6 protein-coding genes are annotated in these 17,158 nt (G+C 40.8%); 1 reads left to right on the top strand and 5 read right to left on the bottom strand.

Annotation, left to right across the window (positions count from 1 at the left end; all coding sequences use genetic code 11):
* Positions 1-59: 59 nt before the first annotated feature.
* From IQ276_RS25255 to IQ276_RS25240, 4 genes are all read right to left on the bottom strand, one after another.
* Positions 60-1,076 (bottom strand): hypothetical protein, encoded by a 1,017-nt coding sequence (locus tag IQ276_RS25255; RefSeq protein WP_235115957.1) that lies wholly within the window; start codon positions 1,074-1,076, stop codon positions 60-62.
* A gap of 425 nt (positions 1,077-1,501) precedes the next feature.
* Complete coding sequence (locus IQ276_RS25250; RefSeq protein WP_193914323.1) at positions 1,502-2,518, bottom strand: hypothetical protein; 1,017 nt, start codon at positions 2,516-2,518, stop codon at positions 1,502-1,504.
* 231 nt (positions 2,519-2,749) lie between these two features.
* Positions 2,750-3,916 carry an MFS transporter gene (locus tag IQ276_RS25245; RefSeq protein ID WP_193914325.1) on the bottom strand — a complete coding sequence of 389 codons (1,167 nt, stop codon included), beginning with the start codon at positions 3,914-3,916 and terminating at the stop codon, positions 2,750-2,752.
* A 464-nt stretch (positions 3,917-4,380) separates the two neighbouring features.
* On the bottom strand, positions 4,381-9,249 hold the full coding sequence (locus IQ276_RS25240) for a non-ribosomal peptide synthetase (RefSeq protein WP_193914327.1): 4,869 nt from the start codon (positions 9,247-9,249) through the stop codon (positions 4,381-4,383).
* 57 nt (positions 9,250-9,306) lie between these two features.
* On the opposite strand from IQ276_RS25240, the gene IQ276_RS25235 reads away from it, so the two are divergent.
* Entirely contained in the window at positions 9,307-9,465 is a 159-nt protein-coding gene (locus tag IQ276_RS25235) for a hypothetical protein (protein ID WP_235115956.1), read from the top strand.
* Between the two features lie 87 nt (positions 9,466-9,552).
* Here IQ276_RS25235 and IQ276_RS25230 read toward each other — a convergent pair whose 3' ends face one another.
* Positions 9,553-16,995, bottom strand: a complete 7,443-nt coding sequence (locus tag IQ276_RS25230; RefSeq protein WP_193914331.1) for a type I polyketide synthase — start codon at positions 16,993-16,995, stop codon at positions 9,553-9,555.
* Positions 16,996-17,158: the final 163 nt, after the last annotated feature.

Below are 17,158 nucleotides of genomic sequence, written 5' to 3'. Positions count from 1 at the left end.
CTATATGTGATTCTATTGGAAAAATTGGAATTGTGTTGATTGCTAAAACCTAAAACTAGTTATGGACAATTAATGTTGCAGTTACATTTACTATCCATGTTGTGTTGTTTTTTGCGCCGTGAAACAGCAACCAAAACTCCAAACATAAATATTCCCCATAACAAAGAAGCTTCTGGAACTGTTTTCAGAGCAACTGCGCGAATTTGCATCGGATATGGAAGAAGTAATATATCGTATCCATTGCCGCTGGCAAAATTAATGTCCAGTTCTCCATAATTTTCATTGACGACCTGGACTCCACCACCGGCAGCAGTAACATCGTTTAAAAAAGCTTGAGCTAAACCTTCCAGCAATGGATCTAAACCAGACACTTTTGTTGCTGCAAGTGGGTCAGTAAAACTACTTTCAAAATCATCATCAAATGATGTTGTAGAACCATAATCGATGACTGAATAAAAATTAGAATACCCAAAGTCGAGGAATTTAGTTGTGCCACTATACAAAGCTATTTCAACATCATCTGGATTAGCTTTATAAATTCTTTCCTCAAGAGGCGTATTGGGATCAGCGTACCAATCTTTACCAAGGGTATCTGATCCTAAATTCCAAGTTTTGCTAAAATCGCGATCGCTCTTTTGACCAAATACAAAGCCAATATCATTTAGTGGTATTCCGTTATTTGTCAGATAGTTACTAAAAGTAGGGAAGTTATTGGTGCTAAGCAAACTTGTCATTCTAATAGCACCGCTATTAGGTTCTTCAGGACTTCCTTGCCGACCAGTACCGTAGTAAGGGGCATTACTAAAAACTGGAAAGTCTCGGCGCGAATTCAGTCCGATTTCCCTATGACCGTGATCTGGAGCCGAAGGATCTGGATTATAGAAAGGTGTAAAACCTTGGTTTTCAGATGGTAATCCATTCAACCCCAAAAAACTATTAGATGCTATTGGTCGTGATGTAATAAATTGCAGTTGGTCGTAGTCAAAGTTGAGGCTTGCAGCTTGAGCAGGTGTGATTGCAGATAAAGCAACGGATGTGGTCAGTCCAATAAGTTTAGAAAGTTGGTAAGTACGCATATTTGAGATTTGAAGAAAGCTGGATTAACATTTTCCGAATCATACCACTGGTGTAATGTGTTGCGGGTTATTAAATTTGAGATTTTTTACGCTGACAAGTTAGTTCATAAAGATATTAATAAGCTTTTGAAAATTTAACTTGCATATTACCTAAAATTAAAACTCTTGTGGTCTGGGTATCTTATCTGCACTATTTATGGAAACATATTGATTTTTGGCATGATTACATAAAACTAGTTATATGACTTCAATGAATGGTTGCAACACATTATTGGGTAGATGTAGAGACGTTAGAATGCTTCAATGAATGGTTGCAACATATTGGTAGATAAACCCCAGATGTAGAGACGTTGCAATGCAACGTCTCTATATGTGATTCCATTTGAAAAATTGGAATTGTTTTGATTGCTAAAACCTAAAATTAGTTAGGGACAAGTAATGTCACAGTTATATTTACTATCCATGTTGTGTTGTTTTTTGCGCCGTGAAACAGCAACCAAAACTCCAAACATAAATATTCCCCATGACAAAGAAGCTTCTGGAACTGTTTTCAGAGCAACTGCGCGAATTTGCATCGGATATGGAATCTGTAATACATCGTATCCATTTCCACTTGCAAAACTAATGTCCAGTTCTCCAAAATTCTCGTTAACTACCTGGACTCCACCACCAGCAGCATTAACATCGCTTAAAAAAGCTTCAGCTAAACCTTCCAGCAATGGATCTAAACCAGACACTTTTGTTGCTGCAAGTGGGTCAGTAAAACTACTTTCAAAATCATCATCAAATGATATGTTAGAACCATAATCGATGATTGAATAAAAATCAGAATATCCAAAATCGAGGAATTTAGTCGTGCCACTATACAAAGCTATTTCAACATCATCTGGATTAGCTTTATAAATCCTTTCCTCAAGAGGCGTATTCGGATCACCATACCAATCTTTCCCAAGGGTATCTGATCCTAAACTCCAAGTTTTGCTAAAATCGCGATCGCTCTTTTGACCAAATACAAAGCCAATATCATTTAGTGGTATTCCGTTATTTGTCAGATAGTTGCTGAAGGTAGGGAAGCTATTAGTACTAACCAAAGTTGTCGTTCTAGTGGCACCGCTATTAGGTTCTTCAGGACTTCCTTGCCGACCAGTACCGTAGTAAGGGGCATTATTAAAAACTGGAAAGTCTCGGCGCGAATTCAGTCCGATTTCCCTATGACCGCGATTTGGAGCCGAAGGATCTGAACTATAAAAAGGTGTAAAACCTTGGTTTTCAGATGGTAATCCATTCAAACCCAAAAAACTATTAGATTCTATTGGTCGTGATGTAACGAATTGCAGTTTGTCGTAGTCAAAGTTGAGGGTTGCAGCTTGAGCAGGTGCTATTGCAGATAAAGCAACGGAGGTGGTCAGCCCAATAAGTGTAGAAAGTTGGTAAGTACGCATATTTGAGGTTTTAAGAAAGCTTAATTGACATCAGCATCATACCACTGGCGTGATATTTAATAACCTATTCAGTTTCAGATAAATCTTTAAAGTTGCGCTATTTTTATCAGGATAAACTCATCTAATTTGGTATAGAGAAAACTTGACAAATCAAATCAGAACAGCATAAAAGACGGTGTAAAAAATGGACTTGACGAATGATTCCCTGTGTCAAGCCTGATTGAAATGCTCTTACCCTGCTGTTTTTATATGCGTCATTTTTCTGACAATGCAGGATGAAAAGATTGCTAAGCCGACTATAACTAAACTAAATATGTAACGCTCGCCGATATTTTGCATGACAACAGAGGAAAATATCGGTCCTGCGGTACATCCAAAACTATAAGTTTGCATGAATCTAGCAGTCCCTGAAGAAATTTCATTTCTAGAAACATTTTCACCAATTAATGCCAATGCTAAAGGGAAAATGGGAGCTATACCAACTCCTACAGTAAATGAAAATATACTGGTAGCAGTAATGTTCTCACTAAATGAAAGAAGTATAAATGAAAAGAGTACAATACAAACAGCAGCTAATAGGGTTTTTAACCTACCATATTTGTCCCCAATGTAAGCAAAGGGAACAGTACTAATCAAACCGCCAACTAGAAAAATCGCAAAAGTAGAACCAATTTTATCTATACTATAGTTTTGTTTCAACAGAAATACTGGATATAAACTGATTAAAGTAGATTCAGCAAACCCATAGGCAAATGCACCAACTAAAGGAAGTTGAACTTTGCTGAGAATGTTGGCGCGAGTAGATGTTTGGGAAACAAGAATTTTTTGAGGTAAACCTATCCAAACTACAATTACTCCGCTGAGAATTACAAGACTACCAAAACAAAAAGAAAGTTGTGGAGAAATTTGGTATAGTGAAGAGCCGACAAGAGGACCGACACCAAAACCAAAAGTTAAAGCTAGAGCATTAATGCCGTTCACCATACCTCTATTTCCCTCGTGAGAAAAATAATTCAATCCAGTTTGTCCACTAACTAAATACAAACAGCAAGCTATACCCATGAGAATACGGATTAAAAACCATAAGTGGACTTCTGTTGTCATGGGAAATAGAGATGCAGAAAAAGCCATCAGCACTAAGCCAGATATCATTGTTTTCCGCAATCCAAATTTGCGTAATAATTTGGTTACGAAGGGAGTTACTAAGGCAATGACAAGGAAATATACGGTAGAATTGGCTCCAATCAAGATATCATCAACTTGATTTTGAGCCATCAAAGTTGAAATGAAAGGATTAAAAAATCCTAAGGAAACACCTGATAAAAAAGAGATGATATATAAGGCTGATAGTCCATTGGAGAAAATGGAATCTGATGGTATTTTTTGAGCTACTTTCATTTCCGTTAACTTAAATTAATCAACTACACTAATCAGGTTAAAGGATGCTAAATATAGTTTCAATGGAAAATATTTCGCTAAAGTAGGATATTCGTTGGATTTTCCTATAGCGGTTTGCAATTGCATGGAGTAGGGTAGCACAGCTGTCATTGGTGTCATTAAGCCTGGGCGAATGGAATTCGCGGCTATACAAGCAAAGTCCGCCTACGCGGACTCAAAGAAAATTAAGGTTTCTTAACCCGCGCAGGCGGGTTTCGTCTGTGTAGACGCGGTTTCTAACCGCCCATTTCGCGTTAAGTTGATTACCATGTACCTCATTCAAATGAAAATTGCTATATTTGCCAAAAAGATTAACAGTACGAGCCAGAGTTTTTATACCAAAATCATGAAAATAGCGGTAATTCATGAACTACCGCTACGCAAGAATAAGGTTTTCAGTCAGATGATGCGGGTTATCTTAGGATTTATTTAGTTGCTCTGCTACCATTAGTTGCGTAAGATATGGCTGCAAGCATACCGTGCAATAATTCTAAGTAGCGATCGCCAAGTTGGCGAATGGTTGCAGAACGATGGAAGTTTTGCGAGTATTCTATTTCTAAGTTGAAGTTTCCATCGTTGAAGGAAAAGAAGAATTCTACTAGGGTTGTACGTTTTTGTTGGGGTGCTGACAAGCGCCTGTCTGTGTCTGTTTGGGTAAACTCGAAGTTTTTGTAATTGGGAGTGGTACGGTTTCCTAAGTAATTAGCTCTGACGGGTGTCAAATTGTTGTCAGGATAAATATGATTGGGTAGTTGTTCGGATACCCAATCAAAGGTAACGCCGTTCATCGGTAGTTGGTTGAATTTTGTTTCTATTTGGTTAAGGGTTTGTTGCCAACTGTCCTGATTTTCGACGCTGATACCTACAGGAAAGTTAACCGCAAAGTTGCCAACGCTGTTAAAGAATGCGTTTTGGTTGTCTATGGTTCTACCGTGGCTGCGGTGGCTAATTACTACCCAAGATTGTCGGCTCCATTCTGCCATTAATCTGTACAGTACGCCGAGTAAAAGGGTATAGACGCTGCAACCGTAGTATTTTTTGGCTTCGCGTAACAAGATGCTGGTTTTTGTACTTTCAAGAGTGAATTTTTCTGTGGCTGCTGTAGCTTCGGTGTTAGCTTTTTTTTGCTCGTCGCAGGGAATTGTCAGGGTATAGTCTACTGAAGGAAATTGAGATTTCCAGTAATCTACATGAGTTGCTAAAGTTCCCAGTTTTTCTTGTTGTTGCAGTACGTTTACATAATCTGCATAGGACGCTACTGGTTTACTGTCAGGATTTTGGTTACCCAACAGTTGAGTGTAGGTTGTCCATAATTCCTGGAATATCACTCTGTTACTGAGCAAGTCACCAATTATATGATGTCCCACTAAGGATATGTCGTAGCTGGATTCATTGACTTTAGCAACAATTACTTTTAATAATGGGTATTTATCGAGTTGGAATTGTTGACCGATTTGTTGAATTAATCCCCAAATTTCTTTGTCTCGTTGTTCTTGAGTTAGATGACTGGCATCGTAAAATTCAGTGCAGGAATTTTGCTCAGAAGTTAGGATTTTTTGCGTCCATTGTTGGTTTTCGTGAATAAATACAGTATGCAAAGCAGAATGACGTTCAATTAATAAATTTACTGCTTGGTTGAAAATCTCTGCATCTAAGGGTTGGTGGAACAGAAAACGTGTATAACCATTCCATTGGTGAGGAGCCTCGAAATATTCTATTAACCAGCGTTGTGCAGGGCCTAGAGGAAGATTTTGATTGTCTTGTTTTGGTTTTGGTTGATTGTTATTACCAGAAGCTTTGAGAACATTACGGTCTAGTTTACCATTGTGGGTTTTGGGCAAACTGGGCAACCATTCCCAACGGTGGGGAATCATGTAATCGGGTACTCGTTGACCTAAATATTGTTTGATTTGTTGGTTGTCTGTTTGATTACCTGCTAAGTAGGCGACTAATTTTTTTTGTCCGTTTTCGTAATCTATGGCTAAGACGGCGGCTTCTTTGACGGATGGATGAGTATTGAGAATACTTTCTATTTCACCTAATTCGACGCGGAAACCACGTATTTTTACTTGGCTATCAATGCGTCCGTGGTATTCAATATTTCCATCTGGAGATTGTATTGCTAAATCGCCAGTTCTGTAGATGAAATCGCCAGGAATTTCGGGGAAGGGATTAGGGCAGAATGCTTTGGCGGTGCGTTCTTTATCTTTAAGATATCCTTTAGCTAGTTGTATGCCACCAAGCCATAATTCTCCCATTTCTCCAGGTGCGAGTGGCTGCATTTGTTCATCGAGTATTTTCAGGTAGACGTTATCAATTGCTTTGCCGATGGGAATGCTCTTTTGGTCTTCGCCGGGTCGTTCGACGATAATATGAGAGGTTACGTCTATGGAAGCTTCTGTGGGGCCATACAGGTTAGCAAGTCCGGTTTTCATACCGTGTTTGTCAATCCAACTGCGAATAAAGTTGACTGGTAAAGCTTCGCCGCTAAAGATTAACCAGCGCAAATCGGGGAAACTCCAAGTTTCGTCTTCTAATGCGTTGCAGAATTCTCCAAATAAGGAGGGTACGAAATGCATGACGTTGATGCGGTTGTCTTTCAGCCATTGCGCCAGAAGCCAGGGATTCTTAACTGTTTGGGTTTCCACAGAGTAAACCGTGGCGCCCGCCATTAATGTCCAAAAGATTTCCCATACGGAGATATCAAAGCAGCAAGATGTTTTTTGTGCTACTCTATCTCCCGGTTGTAATTGGAATGTATTCTGCATCCACACCAAACGATTCATATAACCCCGGTGATTGAGCATAACTCCTTTGGGTTTACCCGTGGAGCCGGAGGTATACAATACTGTCATCAAATCGTCGGGGGTGTTGACGAAAGGTGGTTTGGTGTCGGGATAATTTGACCAAGTGAGCTTGTTTATCTGGGGGATTTTGTTCTCATATTCAGAACTGTGTCCTTTATCTAAGAACATTAAGCTTTGTAATGTTAATTGTTCCAGTCCACATTGGGCTAATTTTTCAGTTAGGCGATTTTCGCTGAGGAGAATCTTGATTTCAGCATGTTCGAGAATGTAGAGGATTCTTTCTTGGGGGTACATTGGATCTAAAGGAACGTAAGTACCCCCAGCTTTCAGAATACCTAAAATTCCTACAAACATTAACGGACCACGCAGCGTCATGATGCCGACAAATGCACCCGGTGTAACTCCTACAGAACGCAAATAATTGGCAACTTGGTTGGATTGTAAATCTAATTCTTTGTAGGTGATTTGAGTTTCCCCATCGGTAACTGCGATCGCGTTAGGAGTGCGTCGAGATTGTTCGATAATTTCTAAGTAAGGGATTTCTATTGGCTTGGGGCTTTCCGATGGCGATTGTTGATTGCTGAGAACCGCAGCCATTTCTCCCAAAGTTCTGCAAGAAAGTAAAGCTTGGCGGTTAACTTTACCTAATTGCTTTTCTAGTTTAGTGATAATCCGAATCATTTCTAAGGAATCAATACCCAATTCTGATTCCAAATCTTTATCCATATCGCCGTCATTGATGGGATTATGGCAAACCTGCACTGTTATTTCTTGGAGTATCGATTTGATATCGGCATCTGCTGGAGTTTGTTTCAGCTGCTTTGTTTCCTGGGGCGATTGAGTTTTGAGTGCAACCAATTCTTCAATTTGAGCAATGTATTCTTGCATGAATTGATCTACAACCGATGCTGGGAAGAAATCGCTGTCGTAACTAGCTCCGAATTGCAAACAATCATCGAAGATTTCCTGTAAAATATCGATGGTTCCAGGAGCATTGATGCCACCGGCGCGATAATCAATTACTTCTAAATCTCCGTACTGCTTGTTAATTTGAGTTTGTCCTGTAAAGGGACAGTACAAATTAGATTTCAATACCTGGCGATACATTGGTAACATGCGACTCGGTATTTTACCGTTTTCCAAGACGATATTATCTCGGAAAGCGATCGCCATTTGACGGGTTTGAGTGCGATCGTAATTGTTGGCGATTCCTTGCTGTACTTTTTCGTGAACTAGATTTAACAAAACTTCCCAGTTTTCGGTTAGTGATGGTAATTCAACATCGATGGATAAGTTTTGAGCAAAACTACCGACTACGTTTGTCGCATCGACTTCTGAATAAAATCTGCCGCTGGTGGGAACTTGTAGGAGAATGGATTTGCGGGGGGATTGTTCAAATTTGGCGATCGTTCGCACGAAAGCAGCTAACAGCAGAGAATTCAGAGGTAATCGCCATTGGCGGGTTTGAGAAATCAGCGCGGCGGTGGTATCGCGTTTGAGAGTGTAGCGACGGTTATGAAATTGGGGGCAACCCGATGTAATCTTTTTATTAGCAGGATTCCACAAATATGAATTCGTGCCTTGACGGGTTGTGTATTCTACTAGCGCTTTTTCTGATTCCGCATCTTGCCAAGCATTAATAGATTGCACCATTTGCTGGTATTCTGCAACTGTTGTAGCTGGTGGTAAATTTGGTTGTTCGTTATTAGCGCAAGCGCGATAAATCTCCATAAATTCGCGCAGTATTGTATGGCATCCCAAAGCATCAGAAATTAAGTGTTCGTTAGCAAAAATGAGTTGGTAAACGGAATCTTCGAGGCGAAAGACAAAAAACCGATGTAGGGGAAATTCAGTTATTTGCCATTCATAATTTAGGCAGCGATGTAATTCATCGTTAATGGTTTGTTCTTGAGTTTTGCTATCTAAATTTCTGATATCGGTAACGGGAATTTCTGGAGGATTGGGATTATTCAGGATTTCGATTTGGTAGTCTTTGAATCGAGTTGCATCTTCAGGGACAACGAAGCGGGAGCGTAACATGGGATGGCGATTTATGAGGATTTTCCAGGTTTGCCAAGCAATGTTATTATCAAAGTCTCCGCGCAGACGTAGGGTAGAAAATAGGCTGATGGAGTTGACAACCCAATGACCTAGTAAGTGGAAGTATTGTCCGTGGATAATGTCTACTTTTTCGGTTTCGGGTTGGGAGTTATCTTGTTGAGGGAATAAACAATTTTCCGTGGCTGTGACAACTTCTCCTAATGTTTGCAATTGAATTAATTTTTGGAGGTTTAAGACTTCCATGAATAATGGTTGTTGTTCTTCGGGGATGATTTGAATTAATCCGTTGAGAAATTCCATGATTTTAATGGAATCTAATCCTAAATCTCCTTCTAGGTACATGTCTGAGTCTAAGTCTGCTATGTCGTGTCCGGTGATTTGAGCAACGACGGAGAATATTTGCTGTTGTAAGGTGTTGGTAGTCATGATGGTTTTTGATGTTTTTCGATTGGTTGGTTTTTGAGATTTGTAGGCAAGTTTTGTATGAAGATGCGTCATATATCAGGAACGAACCGCAAAGGGCGCAAAGGACGCAAAGAAAGAAAGAAAGAAAGAAAGAAAGAAAGAAAGAAAGAAAGAAAGAAAGAAAATTTGGGGCAGCGTCAGAAACAAATTGTATTAGTATTTGAAAGGTCGGGCTAAAGTCCTTGGATTAAGAATTATTTGGTTTGTAGTAATGAGTTTAGCTTTGAATTGAAAACACTAAAGTGTTTACTACAAACCAAGAGATTATTTACCAAGTTTTTGCCATTCTTCAGATAAAACTAAGTAAGTTAGTTGACGTTGTTCTGGTGAAAGGGGAGTTAGTTTTTCTAGTGGTAAAAGTTTGGTGCTGTTTGGTTGATGATTGTTGTCAAGTTTGACTAAATCTTCTGCTAATGTTGCATGGCTTAAATGGCGTTGTTGTGGTGAAAGTGATGGTAGTTTTTCGATTGGTAAGAGTGTAGGAATAGTTGTTGGAATTGTTTCTTTCTCAATTTCGGTGGTGATTATTTCTACTCTGTAGGTTTTCCGTTGGAAGGGATAGGTTGGTAATACTACTCGATGCAGGTTTTCAGGGAATAAATATTGACTGTTAAATCGGACTCCCGCTACATAGAGTTTTGCTAGGGTTGTTAACAAACTATTTGCAACTGGTTGCTGTTTGTCTGGATATATCCAAGTTCCGTTAGCATCTAGAGAAGTTATTTGCTGTTGTAAGGATGGAGAATTACCCAAGCTTAGATATACTCCTTGTTTGCTGATTACTTCTCGAATGTTGTCTACATTCAAAGAGCGAACATTCTGTACAAGGTTTAGTAATTGATTGGCAGAAACTTGTTGATGCTGTCTAAATATTCCTTCGGGAGTAATTAATGGGCAAGTCCAAGTTGATGATAATTCTTGTTGGGGAATACTTGGTTCTACTTGCGAATCTAACAGTTTGATTGCTTGCTCTAATTTTAGCATTCCATTTAAACAAGCACCAACAATTACACCGATTTTTTCTACTAATAAACTAGTAGGTTGAAGTTCTAAAGATTGTAACCATCGTCCCCAAGCATACTGTACTGCAAAGATATATGCTTTTGTGGTTAACTTAGATATTCCACAACCCAAATATTGTTCGCAATCAGTGCAAGCTTTGTTAAATTCGGTGAAGTTTTGTCTGAGAATTTCTACTTCTTCGGGAGTTATGGAGATGTTTTCATCAAACACTAAATGTATTGGGGTTGTGCGCTGGGGATTCGCTTTACCTGTATGGATTTCGGACTTTGTTTGATTGTTAGCGATCGCCTTGAGATTATCGAGTAAATCTTGGCGATTGTTAACCAATAATGCGGCTTTTAATGGTTGTTCTCGTTGGGCGTTATTTTGAGTAAAGCATATTTGGTTAGTTTGTTGTTCTGGATGATTGGCGATATGCTCGTAAAGTTGTGCGGCTACTTGTTGGAGTGCTGTTTGATTGTGAGCTGTTAAGAATAACAGCTGGGGAGAGAAAGTTTTTACCTGGGATTTGACAACATTGTTTGCAGTCAGAGGAGATTGTTCAAGGATAACGTGACAGTTGGTACCGCCAAATCCAAATCCGTTGACTCCCGCACGCAAGGGATTTTCATTTCTCAACCATTGTTTGCTACCGTCGCCTACTACATAAAAAGGCGTGTTGGCAAAGTTAATATGGGGGTTGGGTTCGCTGAAGCCCAAAGTTTGGGGTATTTTGCCATTCTGCATGGCAAGTACTACTTTAATTAAGCTAACTATTCCCGAAGCAGAAAGTAAATGACCAATGGAAGATTTAACGGAACCTATGCCACAGAAACCTTTTTTGGTAGTAAAAGTACTGAAGGCTTTAGTCATTCCTTCTACTTCTATGGGATCTCCTAATAGCGTACCTGTACCATGAGTTTCGATGTAAGAAATTGTTTCCGGATCTACACCACTGTTCAGATATGCTTGACGAATGGCTTCCGATTGTCCTTTGGGATTGGGAGCAGTTATACCTTGTGAATGTCCGTCGTTATTAATTGCCGAACCTTTAATTACAGCGTGAATATTATCGCCGTCTGCTAAAGCTTGTTTGAGAGGCTTGACGATTAATACACCCGCACCTTCTCCCAAAATCAATCCGTTAGCACGTTTATCGAAGGGGTAACAAGTTCCTGTGGGTGAAAGAGCCTGGGCTTTTTTGAGGAAGGTAAAGGGGCTGGGACTCAGATTGAAATTCACCCCGCCAACGATCGCCATTTTACTCTCGCCGGAACGGATGCTTTCACAAGCGATATGCAACGCTACGAGGGAAGAGGAACAAGCTGTCACAACCGCCATGCTGGGGCCTTTTAAATCCAAACAGTGGCTGACTCTAGCCGCAAGTTCATTTACTTCATTACCCGCAGACGATTCGGGTAAAATTTCGCTTGGTTGCAACACCTGGGAAAGAGTATTGAGCAAATTTTGGCGATCGCCATTCTCTAAATTCTTAAACCAAGCACTGTCACCAAAACGCTGACTTAAAGCTTCATAGTATTGAGAGTTACCGAAATGTTCGATGTAGGTATTTTGTCCGCAACCAACAAACACCCCGATATTTTTTGTTCGATATCTGCCACCATAACCGGCTTGTTGTAAAGCTTTCATGGCTAATTCTAAAAATACCCTTTGTTGGGGGTCCATTGCGACAGCTTCTTTGGGGGAAATACCAAAGAACATCGGGTCAAAATCAAAGGGATTTTCGACAAAACAACCGCGTTTAGATATTGATGTTTCCTTGGAGCTATTTTCAGAAAAATAGTGTTGATGAAACCATCTATCTTCAGGTACATCCTTAGCAGCAGAACGTCCTTCAATCAGTAAATTCCAGTACTCTTCTAAATTATCCGCTCCTGGTATTTTACAAGCCATGCCGATAATTGCGATGTCTTGTTCTCTAACATTATCGTTAGTCGTATTTGGTGATTCTGCCTCCAAATCTTCCGCTAACTTCTCTTCATCAAAAATTTGTGGGCTGTCAACTTCCTCCCCATCTCTTCCCTCTGCGTCTCTGCGGTTCGTTAATAAATCATCTCCTGAAACACTACTAATTTCATACCCAAACTTTTCTTGCAGATAATCAATCAAATCATCCGGCGTTTGATATTCAAACAACAAAGTCGGAAGTAACTCAGCTTCCAAAGCCTTACCAAGACCTTGTACAACTTCTACAGTCCCCACCGAATCCAAACCCAATTCAGTAAACGTTTGATATCCTTCAATTTCCCCTTCCGAGATAGCCAAATGTTGCCCTAAGATTTCTCGAACCAAATTGCGGATATTTAAGGTTTTTGTAGGGGCTTTTTCTGCGGTGGTAAAACGTACCTGCTTAACTGGGACAGATGCTTCTATCGCATCAATAATATGGATGACAGAAGAATTATTGAAAGCCAAAGCTTTAATAAAAGCATTCGCCGCAGGTTCTGGTTCTAAAGGATTAAGACCTTTAGATTTAACCATCAATAAAGTAGCATCACCTAGCAATGCTCCCATACCGCGATCGCTCCACAAGGAGTAATTGAGAGCTAATGAATGCCCCGATGCACCGCGTTGATTGCGGTAGACGACGTAACTATCAAGGAAAGTATTAGCAGCAGCATAATCGGCCATCCCAGTTCCCCATTCTGCTTTAGAAGCGGAAACTGAGGATAAGACAACAAAATATTTTAACGGTTCGTTGCGCGTTACCCTGTCTAAAACAATGGTTCCTTGAACCTTGGGTGCTAACACTTTAGCGATGGTACTATTTGGCTTTTGCAACAGTTTGAATGTGGTATGATCTGCAACTCCAGCCGCATGAATTACCCCATCTAAACTACCAAAACGCAATTTAATCGCTTTAACCAAATCTTCCATACCCAAGCTATCGGTAACATCCACAGCTTGGTACATTACCGTGGCTCCCAAGCTTTCTAATTGTTGAATTGCTTGGATACGTTTGGTTGTTGCAGCATTATGATTGGAAGATTCCCATGTTTCTCTCGGTGGAAGTGGATTTCTTCCAGTTAGGACTAAATTAATCTGAGTTTCACTAGCCAAAGTTAAAGCAATTTCCGTTCCCACATCGCTACTACCGCCGGTAATTAACCAAGTGTCACCGCTTGATAACGAAACTTGATTGTGATTTTGGGGTACGTTAATTCTTTCCAAACTGCGGGTAAGTCTTTGGCGATCGCGGATGGCTACGATACCTTCTCCAGTTGCTTGCGTTTGGATTTCTTGAGATAAAATCTTCGTAAGTTCCTGGGGTAAAATATCCGGTGTTACGTCTACAACTTTGGTTTGAATTGTGGGATTTTCTTGTGATAATACCCTTACCAAAGTACCCGTCATTGATTGATGTACGTTGTGTAAGCTGTCAGATTCAGATGCGATGTAAGCACCTTCAGTTACCAAGAGCAGATTTAGATTATTGCTGGGATATTGTTTAGTGAAAGCTTGGGCTAACCACTGGAGACTCCAAAAGCTTTGATTGAATGTATTGTCCTCAACTAGCAATTTTTCTGGTGAAACTTGTTCTTGTTTGTAATTCCACAGATGAATAACTGTTGATATTGGCAAACCTTCTGCTTTGATAGTTTCAATCAGTTGTACGTAATCTTGAGCAACTGCGGGATTGACAGTAAAGTGCTTATCTTTTTGCTTAAAGCTTGCGCCGGGAGTGACAAAATATGTAGTGTATTTCCTGCTATCAAGTAGCTCGGAAAATCTTTCTCCTACATGATGGCGATCGCCAAAAATTAAAATCGCTCCCGTTGCTATTTCTGTGGATTCAATTAAACTTTCTGAATGCCACTGCCAATGATAAAACCATTCTGGAGGTACTACAGCTTGACGGGAAATATTTTCTGATTTTGGCTTGAGAATTGGCGCAGATTGTAATGCCTCCTCTATCTTCTGTCTTCTGACTTCTACCACCTTCTCAACCCAATACCTTTGACGCTGAAACGGATAAGTTGGTAAAACTATGAGTTGACGTTGATAATCTCGATCAAAAGCTGACCAATCTATTGTTGTTCCCCGGACGTATAATTCGCCTGCGGTAGCGAGCAATTGCATCCAATCATCGCTATCTTTTTTCAGGGAAGGTAACCAAGTCGCGGTATTTTCTGGCAAGCATTTTTTACCCATTCCCAACAGTGTTGTGCTTGGCCCTACTTCCAAAAAGATATCGTAGTCTCGTTTAGAAAGTGTCTCCATGCCGGTGAAAAATCTTACCGTACCCCGCAAATGCTGGCGCCAATAAGCTGCATCAGGTACTTGTCGCGCCTCAAGAATTTCTCCGGTGACATTAGAAATAAAAGGAATGCGTGGTTTTTGAAACTCTAGCGCATTTGCTATCTGCTCGAATTCATCAAGGATGCTTGCCATTAAAGGCGAATGAAAAGCGTGAGAAACTTGTAAAACTTGAGCGTTGATTCCCTGTAATTTTAATTGTTCAAGTATTTCGCTAACGGTTTCTCTAACTCCAGAAATCACAACATTATTCGGTCCATTAACGCAAGCAATAGATACTTTGTCTGCGTGATTTTGCAACAGAGATGCTATTTTAGCTTCCGGTGCAAAAACCGCCGCCATCGTCCCATCTTGCGGTAGCGACTGGATGAGTCTTCCTCGTTCGGCAATCAATTTTAGCCCATCTTCCAAACTGAATACCCCAGCCACACAAGCGGCAACATATTCACCAACACTATGACCGATAACCGCATCCGGCACAATTCCCCAAGATTTCCATAATTGCGCCAAAGCGTACTCTAAAGCGAACAGCGCAGGTTGAGTATAAGCAGTTTCGTGCAACAACTGGGGCGCGTTAGATTCTGGATAAAGTACCGATAATAAAGGTTTTTGCAGATAAGGACGTAAAATTTCGTCACATCTGTCTAAAGTTTTACGGAACGTCGGCTGAGTTTCGTAAAGCTGGCGTGCCATTCCCACGTATTGAGAACCTTGTCCGGCAAAGAGAAATACTATTTTTGGACGGTTATTTTCTACCTTACCTCTGCTGAATTTCACAGTAGAATCACCGACAGCAAAACCTTGTAATTGTTCGCTCAAATCTGCCGTCGATTCGGCAACTACAGCCAGGCGATATTTAAAATGCGATCGCCCCGTGTTGGCTGTAAAACAAATATTTGCTAGAGATGCTGCGGGATGAGATTTTAGAAATGTTTGATAGGATTGGGCAAGGGAAACCAGGGCTGTTTCTGTTAGGGCTGACAAACACAGCAAATGCCGGGGACGTTCTTCAGTTTGCGGCTCTAAAGATTTGACTTTCGGCGCTTCTTCTACAACTAAATGGACGTTGGTACCGCTAATACCAAAAGAACTCACACCAGCCAATCTTTGTCCCTGAGAATCCCATTTTGTCGGTGCAGTAGGAACCTTAACCGCGAGTTTATCCCACTGAATGTGAGAACTGGGTTGCTTTAAATGTAAATTACCGGGAATCTCTTGATTTTGCAAAGCCAGAATTACCTTCATTAAACTGGCTATTCCAGCAGCAGATTCCAAATGGCCAACTTGAGTTTTTACCGAACCAATAAACAAAGGTTCTTCCGAAGAACGTCCTTGACACAGCACGGAACCCAACGCTCTCACTTCGATTGGATCGCCCAAAGCGGTACCGGTGCCGTGGGTTTCTACATAGCTGACTTTTAGGGGTTCTACGCAAGCATTTTGCAGCGCTTGACTAATTAATGCTTCTTGAGCCAATCCATTGGGAACAGTTAAACCGCTGCTAGCACCATCGTGATTGACAGCTGAACCGCGAACCAAAGCCAGGATATTATCGCCGTTGGCGATCGCATCTGACAACCGTTTGAGTACAACAATGCCGCAACCTTCACCTCTACCGTAACCATCAGCAGCCGCGTCAAAAGTTTTACAGCGTCCATCAGGAGCCAAGGCACGCATTTTACTTAAACCGATGGAGGCTTCCGGCGATAAAATCAAATTCACCCCACCAGCTAAAGCCATGTTGCATTCCCCAGAACGTAGACTGTGGCTAGCTAAATGCACTGCCAACAAAGAAGAAGAACAAGCAGTATCTAGCTGCATAACGGGGCCTTGGAAACCCAAAAAATGAGCTACCCGACCCACCGCCACACTGCGGGCATTACCTAAACTGCTGTAACCATCAATACGGTCATGGTCGCCAGAATACAAGTTAAATCGGGAATAGTCATCCATGAACAACCCCATAAACACCCCGGTTTTAGAACCGTTCAGCTTTTGTGGAGATTGTCCGCCATACTCCAGTGCTTCCCAAGCAAGCTCAAGCAACAGACGCTGTTGGGGGTCCATACTTGCGGCTTCCTTGGCGGAAATTCCAAAGAAATGGGGGTCAAATTGGTCTACATTTTGAATAAACGCACCATTGCGGGTGTACATTTTACCCGAAAGATTCAAGTTGGAACTGTAGTATTCATCGATATTCCATCTATCTTCAGGAACTTCAGCGATCGCATCTACTCCATTGCGTAACAGTTCCCAAAATTGTGAAGGAGAATCCGCTCCTCCGGGAAATCTGCAACTCATCCCAACAATAGCGATCGGTTCATTCTTGGAACGTTCTAGTGCATCCAACTTTAGACGCATTTCTTTTAAAGCGATAACAGCACGTTGCAGGGGAGATAACTTATTTATATCTGCGGTATTATTCATCAGAAAGCCTCAAATTTACTATGGTAAAAACAATACAGACACTCTTTTCTCATCAAACCTCTTGCAAAACTCTTCCTTGCGTTCTCCTCTCTGCGCCTCTGCGCCTCTGCGTGAAACAAAAAATATTGATACAAGAGGTCGATCGCCAATCACCCTAACCAAA

The organism is Desmonostoc muscorum LEGE 12446, from assembly GCF_015207005.2.
Classification (GTDB): domain Bacteria; phylum Cyanobacteriota; class Cyanobacteriia; order Cyanobacteriales; family Nostocaceae; genus Nostoc; species Nostoc muscorum.
This window is presented reverse-complemented; position numbering and strand designations above follow the sequence as displayed.

Excerpts from the sequence above, each read along its gene's own strand:
- IQ276_RS25235 (WP_235115956.1), top strand. The coding sequence starts at position 9,307 with ATGAAGATGCGTCATATATCAGGAACGAACCGCAAAGGGCGCAAAGGA.
- IQ276_RS25230 (WP_193914331.1), bottom strand. The coding sequence starts at position 16,995 with ATGAATAATACCGCAGATATAAATAAGTTATCTCCCCTGCAACGTGCT.
- IQ276_RS25250 (WP_193914323.1), bottom strand. The coding sequence starts at position 2,518 with ATGCGTACTTACCAACTTTCTACACTTATTGGGCTGACCACCTCCGTT.
- IQ276_RS25240 (WP_193914327.1), bottom strand. The coding sequence starts at position 9,249 with ATGACTACCAACACCTTACAACAGCAAATATTCTCCGTCGTTGCTCAA.
- IQ276_RS25255 (WP_235115957.1), bottom strand. The coding sequence starts at position 1,076 with ATGCGTACTTACCAACTTTCTAAACTTATTGGACTGACCACATCCGTT.
- IQ276_RS25245 (WP_193914325.1), bottom strand. The coding sequence starts at position 3,916 with ATGAAAGTAGCTCAAAAAATACCATCAGATTCCATTTTCTCCAATGGA.